General features: G+C 66.9%; 12 protein-coding genes and 1 tRNA gene. 8 read left to right on the top strand and 5 right to left on the bottom strand.

From position 1 onward, the window contains the following. Positions 1-17: 17 nt before the first annotated feature. From RHOSA_RS0102110 to RHOSA_RS0102100, 3 genes are all read right to left on the bottom strand, one after another. Complete coding sequence (locus RHOSA_RS0102110; RefSeq protein WP_027287392.1) at positions 18-5024, bottom strand: NAD-glutamate dehydrogenase; 5007 nt, start codon at positions 5022-5024, stop codon at positions 18-20. Positions 5025-5343: 319 nt separating this feature from the next. Beyond that, complete coding sequence (locus RHOSA_RS0102105; RefSeq protein WP_027287391.1) at positions 5344-5805, bottom strand: CopD family protein; 462 nt, start codon at positions 5803-5805, stop codon at positions 5344-5346. 83 nt (positions 5806-5888) lie between these two features. Continuing rightward, a tRNA-Gly gene (locus RHOSA_RS0102100) sits at positions 5889-5964 on the bottom strand. Positions 5965-6184: 220 nt separating this feature from the next. Between RHOSA_RS0102100 and RHOSA_RS0102095 the strand changes: the two genes are divergently transcribed. From RHOSA_RS0102095 to RHOSA_RS0102075, 5 genes are all read left to right on the top strand, one after another. Then, complete coding sequence (locus tag RHOSA_RS0102095) at positions 6185-6778, top strand: prolyl-tRNA synthetase associated domain-containing protein (RefSeq protein WP_081728383.1); 594 nt, start codon at positions 6185-6187, stop codon at positions 6776-6778. A 249-nt stretch (positions 6779-7027) separates the two neighbouring features. Continuing rightward, positions 7028-7972 (top strand): tetratricopeptide repeat protein, encoded by a 945-nt coding sequence (locus RHOSA_RS0102090; RefSeq protein WP_037255539.1) that lies wholly within the window; start codon positions 7028-7030, stop codon positions 7970-7972. Positions 7973-7984: 12 nt separating this feature from the next. Beyond that, a complete protein-coding gene (locus tag RHOSA_RS0102085) occupies positions 7985-8746 on the top strand; it encodes an LON peptidase substrate-binding domain-containing protein (protein WP_027287388.1) in 762 nt (253 codons plus the stop codon). Between the two features lie 89 nt (positions 8747-8835). Beyond that, positions 8836-9057: a Trm112 family protein gene (locus RHOSA_RS19820; RefSeq protein WP_037255536.1), complete on the top strand. Its 222-nt coding sequence runs from the start codon at positions 8836-8838 to the stop codon at positions 9055-9057. Positions 9058-9203: 146 nt separating this feature from the next. Continuing rightward, positions 9204-9620, top strand: coding sequence for a gamma-butyrobetaine hydroxylase family protein (locus RHOSA_RS0102075; protein ID WP_051431705.1), 417 nt, complete (start codon positions 9204-9206; stop codon positions 9618-9620). 115 nt (positions 9621-9735) lie between these two features. Here the strand turns inward: RHOSA_RS0102075 and RHOSA_RS19815 are convergent, their stop codons facing one another. Together RHOSA_RS19815 and hrcA are read right to left on the bottom strand one after the other, a co-directional pair. Then, on the bottom strand, positions 9736-10500 hold the full coding sequence (locus RHOSA_RS19815) for a nucleotide exchange factor GrpE (RefSeq protein ID WP_081728382.1): 765 nt from the start codon (positions 10498-10500) through the stop codon (positions 9736-9738). A 120-nt stretch (positions 10501-10620) separates the two neighbouring features. After that, positions 10621-11688 (bottom strand): heat-inducible transcriptional repressor HrcA, encoded by a 1068-nt coding sequence (gene hrcA, locus RHOSA_RS0102065; RefSeq protein WP_037255534.1) that lies wholly within the window; start codon positions 11686-11688, stop codon positions 10621-10623. A 205-nt stretch (positions 11689-11893) separates the two neighbouring features. Here hrcA and rph point away from each other — a divergent pair, with 205 nt between their 5' ends. The 3 genes from rph (at position 11894) to hemW (ending at position 14522) form a co-directional block, all read left to right on the top strand. Beyond that, positions 11894-12616, top strand: a complete 723-nt coding sequence (rph, locus tag RHOSA_RS0102060; RefSeq protein ID WP_027287385.1) for a ribonuclease PH — start codon at positions 11894-11896, stop codon at positions 12614-12616. Positions 12617-12723: 107 nt separating this feature from the next. After that, the gene (rdgB, locus tag RHOSA_RS0102055) at positions 12724-13332 is read left to right on the top strand and encodes an RdgB/HAM1 family non-canonical purine NTP pyrophosphatase (RefSeq protein ID WP_027287384.1); all 609 of its coding nucleotides are present in this window, start codon (positions 12724-12726) and stop codon (positions 13330-13332) included. Further along, the gene (hemW, locus tag RHOSA_RS0102050; protein WP_051431704.1) at positions 13329-14522 is read left to right on the top strand and encodes a radical SAM family heme chaperone HemW; all 1194 of its coding nucleotides are present in this window, start codon (positions 13329-13331) and stop codon (positions 14520-14522) included. The genes rdgB and hemW overlap by 4 nt, the downstream gene beginning before the upstream one ends. The last annotated feature ends 153 nt before the right edge of the window (positions 14523-14675 follow it).

The following is a 14675-nucleotide window of genomic DNA, read 5'->3' as shown; positions in this document are numbered from 1 at the left end:
GACGGGCACCATACGCGTTACCCGCCGCTCACCATCGACTTCAACTGCCGGTTGGCGACCGCAAGCATGGCGAGGTCCGGGCTGCCGGCCGAGCGGAGTTCGGTGACCAGCTGTTCGGTGCGGGTTACCAGCGCCTGCCGGCTGTGCGCCCAGGCCTCGACCGCGTCCGAGCCGTTGCTGCCGGGCGCGTAGGTTTGCAGCACGCGGGTCGTCAGGTCCGATTGGTGGCCGTAGAAGTCGTCGATGATCGCACCCACGGCGAGCTTGTCCCAGGCATCGTCGGTCGGCAGCTGATTGGCGGCCTGACGCAGCCAATCAAAGCCGAAGCGCTGACCGACCGCGAAGAAGGTGCGCGCGACCGACGCCACCTCCATTTCCAGCGTGCTGGCGATCCGGCAGATGTCGAGCGCGGGGGGCAGCAGCCGCAGTGACGCCACGCGCAGGGCAAGCTCCTCGCCCGCGCCCTGCTTCAGGTAATACCGGGCCCGACGGTCGCGGTCCTGCAGGTCGCTCTTGGCGAGCAGCTCATCCAGCTGGCCCGCAACCGTCGCCACGCCGTCGGTGAAGGTCTGCGTCACCTCGGAGATGTCGATCGGCTGGTTGCAGCTGCGCAGGAACCAGCTGGTCGCCCGCTCGATCAGGCGGCCCGCCTCGGTCAGCATGTCAGCCTGCGTTTCGGTCGGGGCGATGTTGTCCAGCGCCTCCACCCCGGCCCAGACCTCGCGCAGACCGAATATCTCGCGGGCCGCCGTGTAGGCGCGCGCGACCTCGTGGCTCGGCATGCCGGTCTTTTCGCGCGTCTCGTGCACGAAGGTCATGCCGCAGCGGTTGACGATCGAGTTGGTGACCGAGGTCGCCACGATCTCGCGGTTCAGGCGGTGTTCCTCGATCTGCCCGGGGTAGCGCTGGCGCAGCTGCTCCGGGAAATAGGTCTTCAGATCGGCCGCCATGTAGGGATCGTCCGGCAGGTCGGATGCGAGCAGCTCCTCGTACAGGACGATCTTGGCGTAGCTCATCAGCACCGCGATCTCCGGGCGGGTCAGGCCGATGCCGGCCTTGCGCCGCTCCAGGATGGTCTCGTCGTCGGGCAGGTGCTCGATCATCCGGTTGAGCTTGCCCTGGCGCTCGAGGGCGCGCATGAAACGGGCCGAGCGGTCGAGCAGGTGCGCGCCCAGCCGCTCAGTGACCGAGATCGCCTGGGTCTGCAGGTAGTTGTCGCGCAATACCAGGTGCGCGACCTCGTCGGTCATCGACTGCAGCAGCTCGTTGCGCTGCTTGCGGGTGATGTCGCCGGCCTCCTCGACCATGCCGAGGAGGATCTTGATGTTCACCTCGTGGTCGGAGCAGTCGACGCCGCCGGAGTTGTCGATCGCGTCGGTGTTGCAGCGCCCGCCGTTCAGCGCGAACTCGATCCGGGCAAGCTGGGTGACGCCCAGGTTGGCGCCCTCGCCGATCACGCTGCAGCCCAGCTCATCGGCGTCGACGCGGATGGCATCGTTGCCGCGGTCGCCGACGTCGGCGTGGCTTTCGTCGGACGCCTTGATGTAGGTGCCGATACCGCCGAACCAGAGCAGGCCGCAGTTTGCCTTCAGCATCGCGTGGACCAGCTCGTTGGGCGCCACCTGCTCCTTCTGCAATCCGAACAGCTGCTGGATCTCGGGGGTCAGCGTGATCGACTTCGCCTTGCGCTCGAACACCCCGCCGCCCTGGGAAATCTTGGAGGTATCGTAGGCGTCCCAGCCCTTGGCGGCGTCGAACAGGCGCTTGCGCTCCTGATAGCTTTCGGCGGCGTCGGGGTTGGGATCGACGAAGATATGCAGGTGGTTGAACGCGCCGATCAGCCGGATGTGCTCGGAACAGATCATGCCGTTGCCGAACACGTCGCCCGACATGTCGCCGCAACCGACGACGGTGAAGTCCTCGCGCTGGGTATCGTGCCCCATTTCGCGGAAGTGGCGCTTGACCGACTCCCAGGCGCCCTTGGCGGTGATGCCCATCACCTTGTGGTCGTAGCCGCTGGACCCGCCGGAGGCGAAGGCGTCGTCCAGCCAGAAGCCGTACTCCTGGCTGACCGCGTTGGCGATGTCGGAGAAGGCGGCCGTGCCCTTGTCGGGCGCGACGACGAGGTAGGGATCGTCGCCGTCCCAGCGCACGACCTTTTCCGGCGGACGGACCTGGCCGCCGCCGACGAAATTGTCGGTGATGTCGAGCAGGCCGCGGACGAAGGTCTTGTAGCAGGCGATGCCTTCCTCCTGCATCGCCGGCCGGCCGGCCGAGGGCGGCGGCGGTTGCTTGGGCACGAAGCCGCCCTTGGAGCCGACCGGCACGATCACCGCGTTCTTGACCTGCTGCGCCTTGACCAGCCCTAACACCTCGGTGCGGAAGTCTTCCCGCCGGTCGGACCAGCGCAGGCCGCCGCGCGCAACCATGCCGAAGCGCAGGTGCACGCCCTCGACCCGCGGGGAATAGACGAAAATCTCCCGGAACGGCTTGGGCAGCGGCAGTTCGTCGATCTGTTCGCTGGCCAGTTTGATCGACAGCCAGGGCCGCTCGCCGCCGTCGGGCATCGGTTGGTAATAGTTGGTGCGCTGGGTCGCCTGAATGGCGTTCAGGAAGCGCCGGACGATCCGGTCCTGATCCAGGCTTTCCACCTGTTCCAGACCGTCGGTCAGGTGCTGGACGATCCGGCCTTCCTGCTCCTCCCGATCGGCCCGATCGGCTTGCATATCGGGATCGAACCGGCAGCGAAACAACTCGACCAGAAGACGCGCCAGCGCGGGATTCTCCGCCAGCGTGTCTTCCATGTAGGCCTGTGAGAAGGGAATGCCGGCCTGACGCAGGTACTTGCAGTAGGTGCGCAGCACGATCACGTCGCGCGCCGTCAGGCGGGCCAGCAGAACCAGCCGGTTGAAGCCGTCGTTCTCCATCTCGCCGCGCCAGATGCGGGCGAACGCCTCGTGGAACTTGTCGCGCACCCGACCGAGGTCGACCGGCTCGCCGCCAGCCGTGCGCATCTCGAAATCGTGCAGCCAGACCGGCAGCCGCCGGTCGGTTGGATGCACGTCGTAGGGATGCTCGGAGATCACCTTGATGCCCATGTTCTCCAGCATGGGCAGGATGTCCGACAGCGGAATCGGCTGGTCGACGTGGTAGATCTTGAAGCGGACCTGGTCCTCCGACGCCTCGATCGGCCGGTAGAGGTTCATCGCCAGATCGTTGGTGTCGATCGCGCGTTCGATCCGAACGATGTCGTAAACGGCGGCCTTGGCGGGGAAGTGTTCCTCGTAGCTAGCCGGGAAGGCCGTACCGAACCGGCGAGTGGTCGCCAAGCCGGGTTCCTCGCCGCGATCCTCGATCAGGGCTTCCTGCAGTTGGTCCGACCAGGAGCGCGCGGCTTCCGCCAGGCGCGTCTCGACCGCGGTCTTGTCGACGTCCGGGATCTCGCCCGGGGTGGTGCGCACGATGATGTGGGTGCGCGCCAGCACGGCCTCGGTCAGGTGAGTGTAGAAAGCCGAAACCTCGCCGTTGAACGCTTGCGCGAGGATCTCCTGGAAGCGCAGGCGCAGATGGGTGTCGTGCCGGTCGCGGGGGACGAACACCAGGCAGGAGACGAACCGCTCGAACGGGTCCTGGCGGGTAAACAGGGCGATCCGTTGGCGTTCCTGCAGGTGCAGGATGCCCATCGCGATGCGATAGAGGTCGTCCTCGCCAATCTGGAACAGCTCGTCGCGCGGGTAGCTTTCCAGAATGTGCAGCAGCGCCTTGCCGTCGTGGCTGTCGGGGCGGAACCCGCTGCGCTCCAACACCCGATCGACCTTGCGGCGGAGCAGGGGAATCTCGCGCGGACTGCGCGAATAGGCGGTGGAGGTGAATAGCCCGGCGATCAGCTTTTCGCCGGTGACGTTGCCGTCGCCATCGAACGTCTTGACCGCGATCGTGTCCAGATGGACCGCGCGGTGCACGGTCGACCGTCGGTTCGCCTTGGTCACCCGCAACAGTTCGGGCTGATGCAGGAAGGCCTGGACCTCCTGCGGCAGCTTACCCAGGTCGCGCAGACCATCGAACAGGCGGTATTCCGGGTCGGATAGGATACCCTTGCCGCTGTCGTGATTGACCTGCGCCACCGCGCCCGCGCCCGTGCCCTCGAAGCTGTACTCGCGGTAGCCAAGGAAGGTGAAGTTGTCGTCGGCGACCCACTCCAGGAAGGCGACGCCCTCGTCCAGCTCCGCCTTGGCCAAGGGCGGCGGGCTTGCCTTCAGCCCGTCGATCACTTGGCGCGCCTGATCCTGCATCGCCCGCCAGTCGCGCACCGCCGCGCGCACGTCGGTGAGCACCCGGCTCAGCTCCTGCTCCAGCTCGCTGAGACGGCTCGCCGGCTGCTCGCTGATCTCGACGTGCATCACCGATTCGCGCAGCGTCTGCCCCGCGTCATCGGCCTTGGTGTTGGCGGCCTTGGTGTTGTCTCGGGTCTTGGTGGCAGTGTCGCCGCCATTGGTCGCGGCTTTACGCGCCGCGCCGCGGCTGGGCGCCGGGGCCTTCTTGCCAAGCGCCGCGGCGGCTTGCCCTTCGGGACTGTCCACTGTCCCGGCAGCGCTGTGGATGTCCAGCAGCTTCCCGTCGGCGTCGCGCGCGACCTCCAGGATCGGGTGGATCACCAGATGCACCTGCGCGTCCAGGTCGGCCAGGCGTTGGGTCACGCTGTCGACCAGGAAGGGCATGTCGTCGTTCACGACCTCGACGATCGTGTGCGACGAGCCGTAGCCATGTTCCTCGATCTGCGGGTTGTAGGCGCGGACCTTGGCCTTGCCCGGCGGACGACTGGTGGCGAAGTTCAGCATCGCCACCGCCGCGCCGTAGAGATTATCGGCATCCTCGCCCAGCAGGTCGTCGGGCGGGACGTGGGCGTAGAACTGGCGGGCGAAACGTTCGGCTATCTCGGCGCGCTCGGGGTTCAGGCGCGCCTGGGCCCGTTCGACGATGCGGTCGATCAGATCGGTCTTCAGCTGTTCGGCGCCCATGGACATGACGGCTGACGCTCCCCCGCGTGATCGGTTTTCTTTGGGCGCCCGCGCGGCAATCGCGGCCGGGCCGCCAACGGGCACGCTAGCGCGATCCGGCAAGCGATGAAATGGCGCAGGCGTGGCGGAACCGTGACTCCGACCGAGGGCTAATTTGACATCGAAGTTTTAATTTCAACTTTACGATTCCGATGCCAGCCTCGGTTGTACCGGCCCGGAGGTTTCTGTCCCGCCCGCTCCGCGTCGGTTGTGCCTGGCCCCGGCCGCCGCCTCGACCCCAACGGCGCCGGGGCCAATCTTATTCCGCCTTATCCAACCCGGCCGCTTATCCCCAGAAACGCCCGCCGGAGGCGACCACCACCACGATGACGCCCAACGTCAGGTTGAGCGCGACCAGCTTGCGGATGGTCTCGATGTTCTGCGCCGCCGTCTCCCGATCGCCAGCGTCGACCGCCTTGGCGAAGCGGCGCCAGGGGGCGAAGAAGACGTGCGCGAAGATCGCCATCATCACCAGCCCGAGCAGGTGCATGATATGGACGTGCACGCCGACGTTCGCGAACCCGCCATAGGTCCCGAACACCATGTAATAGCCGGTCAGGAGCAGCAGCCCGACCGTGCCCCACACAACCGGAAAGAAACGCGCGAAGGTGCCGCGCCACAGCGTCTGGCGCTGCGGCCCCTCAAGCGCGCCGAGGGCTGGCCGGACGAACAGGTAAGCGAACGCCATCCCGCCGACCCAGACGACGGCGGATAGGGCGTGCAAAGCGAGCGCAAGCGCCGAGAGCATGGTCCAGCGACCCCCGTTTGAACTGCGTTGACCCCTGAAACGAAAACGGGGGCTCAGCCTTCTCGGCTGAGCCCCCGGCAGGATGGAGCGGGCGATGGGATTCGAACCCACGACCTTCTGCATGGCAAGCAGACGCTCTAGCCCCTGAGCTACGCCCGCATCCGTCGTGTGTGCCGTCCGCAGCGGCATCCGCCGCGTCGACACCCCGGCACATAATACGGTCGTGCGCGCATTGCAACAGGGGATTTTTACGCGGTGGTGACATCGCCCTGCCCGGTCGCGTAGGCTCCGCCCGCTCCGCCGTGCTGGCGCGGGCGTGCGGCGGCCATCCCGCCGTGTCACGTCCATGGTCCCACGTAGAATGAGAACCGAGACCGCGATGAGCGAGCAGACCGGCGACTCCGCGTCCACCCAACCGACCCCGGCCGGCGATGGTCACGCCGGCGTTGGCGGTTCGGGCAGCTTGGCCGATGGCGGCACGCCGGCCGGTCCCGACGCCTTGTTCGCCAAGCTCGACACGCTTGGCATTCAGACCGAGACGAAGCGGCACGATCCCGTCTTCACGGTCGAAGAGGCCAAGCAGCTGCGCGGCGAGCTATCGGGCGGGCACACCAAGAACCTCTTTCTGCGCAACAAGAAAGGCCGGATGTGGCTGGTCGTCTGCCTGGAAGACCGGGAGATCGACCTGAAGGCACTGGGCGAGCAGCTGGAGAGCGGACGTTTGTCGTTCGGCAGCGCGGATCGGCTGATGAGCTATCTGGGTGTGGTGCCAGGCGCGGTGACTCCGTTTGCCGCGCTCAACGACAGCATGGGCAAGGTTCAGGTCATGCTCGACCGCGGCATGCTGCGCGACCACGAGCGCCTGAACTTTCACCCGCTGGACAATGCCATGACCACCGGCATCGCTCCGGACGATCTGGTGCGCTTCCTGAACGCGGTCGACCACGCGCCAGACTACCTGGATCTGACCTGACACAATCCACACGTGTGCCAGCCGGCGCCACCGTGTGTTGCCCGGGCGCAGCGGACTTGTCACATCCGCGCCCGGCCGCCATTTAGACGTTCGGTGGATGCCCTGCGCGGGCAATTGAACGCCTCACGAGACGCATCCGCCCACCCGGCGCGCCTTGGCGGCAGCTGCCGGACCACACAGAACCGACGACCCTCGGACGCGCTGACGCGCATATCCGATCAACTTCGGCAGATAGGACGGGCAAACGCGATGGAAACGATCATCGGCCAAAACACCGGCGGCGGTGGCCAGCGCAGCGGCGCCGGCGACCCGGTGACGACCGCCAGCCAGCAAGACTTCACCCAGAAAGTAATCGAGGGGTCCCAGCAGACCCCGGTGATCTGCTACTTCCACTCGCCGCGCGACGGCTCGGCGGAAACCGTCGGACAGGCGCTGGAGCAGGCGGTCCGCCAGCAGGGTGGCGCGGTCAAGCTGGTCAAGGTGGACGTCGACCAGAACCGCCAACTGGCCCAGCAGCTACGTCTGCAGTCGCTGCCCACCGTCTACGCCTTTGTGCAGGGGCAGCCTTACGACGGATTCGCCGGTGCGCAGGCCGGCCAGCAGCAGGTCCAGCAGTTCGTCCAACAGGTCGCCCAGCAGGGCGGCGGCGGCCAGGATCAGCAGGCCCAGATCGACCATGCCCTGCAGCAGGCCAAGGGTGCGCTCGACGCGGGCGAGGTCTCGACCGCCCAGCAGATCTATGGCCAGGTCCTGCAGATCGACGAGCAGAACGCCGGCGCGTTGGCTGGCCTGATCCGCTGCCATCTGGCGAACGACGACTTCCAGGGCGCACGCGAGATTTACGACAGCTTGACCGAGGAGCTGCAGCAGTCCGGCGAGCTGGCGGCCGCCAAGGCGGCGATCGACCTAGCCGAGGAGACCGCCAAGGCGCGCGGCGACCTGGGCGAGCTGGAGCAGGCGGTGCAGCAGAACCCGGACGATCTGCAGGCGCGCTACGATCTGGCACTGGCCTATAACGCGGCCAACAAGCGCGAGGAGGCCTGCGACCAGCTGCTTGAGATCATCAAGCGCAACAAGGAATGGAACGAAGACGCTGCGCGCCAGCAGCTGGTCAAGTTCTTCGAGGCCTGGGGGCCGAAGGACGAGGTCACGCTGAGCGCCCGGCGCCGGCTGTCCTCGATCCTGTTCTCCTAAGTAAGGGCGCCCATGTCCTCCTCTCACCCCTTCGACCCCGAGTATGACGAGCTGCCGGGCGAACTGCCGATCTTTCCGCTCTCGGGCGTCCTGCTGCTGCCGGGCGGCCGGCTGCCGCTCAACATCTTCGAGCCGCGCTACCTGAACATGGTCCGCGATGCGCTGCGTAATCAGCGCATGATCGGCATGGTGCAGCCGGCCGTGGATGACGCCGACCAGACGGCCCGTTTCGGCTGTTTCGATGCCGAGGATGACGAGGAAGCCGCCTACACCACCCCGGACCCTCAGGGCGCCCGTTCCGATGCCGGTGCCGCGCCGGTCTACCTGACCGGGTGTGCCGGCCGGATCGTCTCCTTCTCCGAGACCGATGACGGGCGTTACCTGGTTACGCTCAAGGGGCTACTGCGGTTTCGTATCCAGCAGGAGCTGCCGCTCTATGACGGCTACCGCCGCGTCGTGCCGGACTACAGTTGCTTCGCCGGCGACCTGAAGCCCGAGCAGGGCGCGCCGTTCGACCGCGAGCGGCTGCTGGAGGCGTTGACCTATTACTTCAGCCAGCAGGGCATCGAGGCGGACTGGGACGCCATTCGGGAAGCGTCGAACGAGCGGCTGGTGACCTCGCTCGCCATGGTCTGCCCCTTCTCCAGCGCGGAGAAACAGGCACTGCTGGAAGCGGAAGACGCCATTCGGCGCGCGGAGACGATGACCGCGATCCTGGAAATGGCGGTGTTGGACCGTCCCGCGCCGGAAGGTCGCGCCGCCTCGCGCCACTAGTGGGTCTGGGACGGCTGGACGGGCTTGTACCAGCGCGGCAGGATACCGACGGGTCGACGACAGACAGGATCTGCGAGGACATACCAAAAATGAGCAACGAGACGCCCGACACCGGTACGCAAGATGCCGGGGCCGGCAGCACGGTCGATCCCAAGCTGCTGGAAATCCTGGTCTGCCCGCTGACCAAGGGGCCGCTGGAGTACGACGCCAAGTCCCAGGAGCTGATCAGCCCGCAGGCCAAGCTCGCCTACCCGATTCGGGACGGCATCCCGATCATGCTGCCCGACGAGGCCCGCCAGATCGACGCGTAGTCCTTGGCTTGAAGGCCGGCAGGCGTTAGCTGAAAGCCGTCTGGCAAAGCGATGGTTCACAGCCTCCGTGGCTCCCTTCTGCCCAAGGGAGATGGGGACTGTCGGATGCCGCCGCGTTTTTACCCAACTTGTTGGAACCGCCGACGATGGCGAAGGACATCCAGTCCGACGAAGCCCAACCCTATGGCACCCAGCACTGGCCGCTGGAAATCCGCTACGTCCAGGCGCGCAAGGAGCTGGAGATCGACTTCGACGACGGCCAGACGTTCGTCTATCCGGCCGAGCTTTTGCGCGTGGAAAGCCCCTCGGCCGAGGTGCAGGGGCACAGCCCGGCGGAGAAGCAGACCGTCTCGGGGCGTAAGTACGTCGGCATCATGACCATCGAGCCGGTCGGCAACTATGCCATCAAGATCCACTTCGACGATCTGCACGACACCGGCATCTTCTCCTGGGCCTATCTGCGCCAGCTCGGCGAGAACAAGCAGGAGATCTGGCAGCGTTACCTGGATGCCTTGGATCAGCGCGGGCTGAGCCGGGAACCCAGGCGACGGGGGACGTCGTAGGTCCAGGCGGCGCTAACCCGCGCGCCGTGCGCGCGCTCGGCGATGATCCCAAGAAAACGCCCGCCGTGGGTTGCACGGCGGGCGTTTCTACGCCAAACCTGAAAAACGGTAGTCGTTACGCCTTCGTATCGATGTTATCGCCCTGACCGTTGGCGCCGCTGCCACCGCCCTGGCCACCGCCGGCGGACTTAGCGACGCCGACGCGCGCCGGGCGCAGCAGGCGGTCGTTCAGGACATAGCCTTCCTGCACGACGTGCACGACCGAGCCCGGCTTGTGATCGTCGGTCGGCACCTCGTACATCGCCTCGTGATAGTGCGGGTCGAACTTCTCACCGGCCGCCGGCGCCAACTTTTGGATGCTGTGCTTGGCGAAGGCGTCGGCGAGTTCCTTCTCGGTCATCTGCACGCCGGAGAGCAGGTTCTTCAGCGTCTCGTCCTGCTCCGCCTTGTCCTGCGGCACGCTCTCCAGCGCCCGGCGCAGGTTGTCGGCCACGCCCAGCAGATCCCGGGCGAGCGGCGCGGCGGCGTATTTCATCGCCTCCTGGCGCTCACGGTCGGCGCGCCGGCGAACGTTCTCGGTCTCCGCCATGGCGCGCTGCAGACGGTTCTTCAGGTCGTCGATCTCCGCCTGCAGGGCGGCCTGCGGATCCTCGGGCGCCTCCGCCTCGGGATCGCCCTCGCCCTGCGCGTTGGCATTGCGCGCGGCTTCCTCGGCCAGGCGCGCGGCCTCCTGCGCGGCGGCCTTGGCGTTCGCCTCGGACTTGGCCTGCTCGGGATCCTGGCCGCCCTGGCCGGCATCCTGGTCCTGGCCCTGCGCGTTCGCGCTCTGGGCGTTCTGATCCTGATGCTCGTCGTTCGCGCGGTTGTTGTTCGCCGTCATGTATCGGGTCCGTCTGCTCTGATCGATGTCTTGGTTGGGTATGTGCCGTTCGCTGCCCCCTCATCTGTGGATGAGAGGCGCGAATGAAAAGACATGCTGCCTGGAAAAGCAGGCGCGGCGTCAGCCGACCAGCCGACTCATCACCTTCGCCGTATAGTCCACCATCGGGATGATCCGGGCGTAGTCGATCCGGGTCGGACCGATCACCCCGATCGCGCCCACGAAGCGCTGCTGGCTGTTGGCATAGGGCGCAATCACCATGGAACAGTCGGTCATGCCGAACAGGGAACTCTCCGCCCCGATGAAGATCTGGACGCCGTCCGCGTCGTCGGCGAGGTCGAGCAGCTTGCTGAGCGACTCCTTCTTTTCCAGCGCCGAGAACAGATTGCGCACGCGCTCCAGATCCTCCAGCGCGCTGACGTCCTCCAAGAGGTGTGCCTGACCGCGCACGATCAGCGCCCCCTCGTTCGCTTCCGACCAATCGGCCACACCCTGCTCGATCAGCCGGCGGGTAAGCGCGTTCAGCTCCTGGCGCTCCTGCTGCAGTTCCTGCTGCACGACGTGCTGCGCCTCGCTCAGCGTGCGCCCGACCAGCTTGCTCGACAGGTAGTTCGATGCCTCGACCAGGGAGGAGGGCGGCAGGCCCATCGGCACGTCGATGATCCGGTTCTCGACCGCGCCGGAATCGGTGACCAGCACGCACAGCGCTCGCCCGGGACCGAGCGCGACGAATTCGATGTGCTTCAGCGGTTCCTCGAACTTCGGGGCGACGACCAGGCCGGCGCACTTCGACAGGTCGGAGAGCATCCGGCTGGCTTCCGCCATGGTGTCCGGCAGGCTGCGCCCGTTGGCGGCGCAGCGGGCCTCGATGCTCTCGCGTTCCCGGGCGTCGAGATTGCCCTTTTCCAGCAGGCCGTCGACGAACAGCCGCAAGCCGTGATCGGTTGGCAGTCGCCCGGCGGAGGTGTGCGGGGCATACAGCAGGCCCAGTTCCTCCAGCTCCGCCATCGTGTTGCGCAGCGTGGCCGGCGACAGGCCCATGCCCAGTTGACGCGCCAACGTGCGCGAGCCGATCGGGGCACCGGTCGCGACATAGGCATCGACGATATGTCGGAAGATCTCGCGCGAACGCTGATCCAGCGCGCTGAGATCCGTGCGTCCGCTCAGACCGCGTCGCTGCTCTGTCATGGGGAAACTCACCACCAGTCTACACCCATTGAAGATAGGAACCGCCGGGCAGGCGGTCAACTTGACCGCCGCGACCGGACGGCCCCGATACCGCCGAGGGGGCGCGGGTGGACGCTGCGGGGGTGATCGGATAGCGTGCGCGCCGCTCGACGCCCGGCAATGGCCGGAATAGTCCCCACCACAATCACAGGAGCCCGCGGTTCTCATGCGCCCCTCCGGACGCGCCGCCGACCAGCTGCGCACCGTCGTTCTCGAGCCCGACTTCAGCAAGCACGCCGAAGGGTCGTGCCTGGCCAAGTTCGGCGACACGCACGTGCTCTGCACCGCCTCGGTCGACAACTCGGTGCCAGGTTTCATGCGCGGCAGCGGACGCGGCTGGGTGACGGCCGAGTACGGCATGCTGCCGCGCGCCACCCACACCCGCGGCGGCCGCGAGGCCGCGCGCGGCAAGCAGGGCGGGCGTACGGTGGAAATCCAGCGGCTGATCGGCCGGTCGATGCGCGCGGTGACCGACCTGACCGCCTTCGGCGAGCGGTCGATCCAGATCGACTGCGACGTCCTGCAGGCCGATGGCGGCACCCGGACGGCCGCGATCACCGGCGCCTATGTCGCGCTCTATCAGGCCTTCCAGTTCATGCAGACGGCCAAGGCGATCAAACAGATCCCGCTGACCGACCAGGTCGCCGCGATCTCCGCTGGGATCTACAAGGGAGAGCCGGTGCTCGACCTCGACTACGACGAGGATTCCAGCGCTGACGCCGATGCCAACTTTGTCCTGACCGGTCGCGGCGGAATCGTCGAGATCCAGGCAAGCGCGGAGAGCGAGCCCTACGACCGCGCCACCTTCAACAAGCTGCTCGACCTTGCCGAAGGCGGTGTGTCCCAGCTCTGCCGCAAGCAGCTGCAGGCCCTGGGCGTCGGTCTCTAACGCCCGTCGCGCCGATTTCGACCCGCGCGTCGGCGACCCCTCTCCCCTCGCGGGAGAGGGGCGTTATGTCGTTATGGACCGGGACCTTCGTGAGGACTCCAACCGCCATGCCACTAGGCGCCGATACCCTCGTCATCGCCAGTCACAACCCGGGCAAGGTCCGCGAAATCGCCGAACTGCTCGAACCGTTCGGCACCACCGTTAAGTCCGCGGGCGAGCTCGGCCTGCCGGAGCCGGAGGAAACGGGCCATACCTTCGCCGAGAATGCGGAGCTGAAGGCGCGCGCCTCGGCCAAAGGCGCAAATCTGCCGGCGCTGGCGGATGACAGCGGTCTGGCGGTGACCGCGCTGGGCGGCAAGCCCGGAATCTACTCCGCCCGCTGGGCAGGACCGGACAAGGATTTCCACGCCGCGATGGATCGGGTCGAACAGGAGTTGCGGGAGGTCAACGCCGGCACAGGCGGCGACCGCTCGGCCTGTTTCGTCTGCGCGCTCACGCTCGCCTGGCCGGAAGGGACAACACGTACCTTCCAAGGCCAGGTCGATGGCACGCTCACCTATCCGCCACGCGGCACGCGTGGCTTCGGGTACGATCCGGTGTTCGTGCCGGACGGTCACGCGATCACGTTTGGCGAGATGGAGCCGGCGGCCAAGCACGCCATGAGCCATCGAGCGCGGGCCTTCCGCCAGCTGGTCGACGCGGTGTTCCGGACATGACGGGCGCGCCCGCGCTGCAGACGCGGGCAGACCGGGCGCCCGATCCTGGCTTCGGCGTCTACGTCCACTGGCCCTTCTGCCTGAAGAAATGCCCCTATTGCGATTTCAATAGCCACGTGCGCGGCGCGGTCGACCACGACCTCTGGCGCCGCTCGCTGCTGGCCGAACTAGACCATTACGCCAACGAAATGGCTGGGCGCCGCGTCACCTCGATCTTTTTCGGCGGGGGTACGCCCTCGTTGATGGATCCCAAAACGGCGGAGGCGTTGATCGACCGGGTTGCCGAACGGTTCGATCTGGCCGACGACGCCGAGATCACGCTGGAGGCCAATCCCACGAGTGTGGAAGCGGAGGCGTTCGCCCGCTTCCGTGCCGCCGGGGTCAACCGCGTGTCGCTTGGCGTGCAGGCGCTGGACGACCGCGCCCTCGCGTTCCTGGGGCGGCAGCACTCGGCCGACGAGGCGCTGGCGGCGGTCGACCTGGCGCGTCGGGCGTTTCCGCGGATGTCGTTCGACCTGATCACCGCGCGCCCCGGCATGACGCCGGAGAGCTGGGCGGACGAACTCGCCCGCGCGCTCGAAGAAGGGCCGGCGCACCTCTCGATCTACCAGTTGACGATCGAGCCCGGTACGCCGTTTCACGCCTCCTGGCGGCGCGGCGAGCTCGCCCTGCCGGACGACGCCACGCAGTCCGCGATTTTCCAGGCAACCGACGAGACGCTGGGCGCACGCGGGTTGAACGCGTACGAGGTGTCCAATCACGCGATGCCGGGGCAGGAAAGCCGGCACAACCTGACCTACTGGCGCTACGGCGACTATCTCGGCATCGGGCCCGGCGCGCACGGCCGGGTGACGGTGCAGGGCACCAAGCACGCCACCCGCCAGCATTCCGCGCCGGAAGCCTGGCTGGAGGCGGTCGGCCGCACCGGCCACGCCACCCGCGCCCGCGATCCCCTGGACGCGGCCCAGAAACGCCAGGAGATGACCCTGATGGGCCTGCGTCTGGCCGAGGGCATCCACCGCGACGCGTTCCAGCGCGAGCTGGGGGCGCAGCCGGAGGCACTGTTCGACGCCGACCGGCTGGAGGCACTGCAGGAAGCGGGCTATCTGACCCTGAACGCGCAGAGTCTGGCGGCGACGGCGGAAGGTCGGTTGCGGCTGAATGCTGTGATCGACCACCTGTTAGGCTGACGCTTGGCCTAGGGTGACCCGAAAGCGTACTGTCGGGGTCGGTTAATTCCCACATTCTTAGATGTGTTATAATCCTATAACGACACTGAGAATGTGGGATTACTTGACACGGACTGGCCGACAGCCTATTTCAAATTCTACGAAGCGTTTTGC

Source organism: Rhodovibrio salinarum DSM 9154 (assembly GCF_000515255.1).
In the GTDB taxonomy this organism is placed as follows: Bacteria; Pseudomonadota; Alphaproteobacteria; order Kiloniellales; family Rhodovibrionaceae; genus Rhodovibrio; species Rhodovibrio salinarum.
This window is presented reverse-complemented; position numbering and strand designations above follow the sequence as displayed.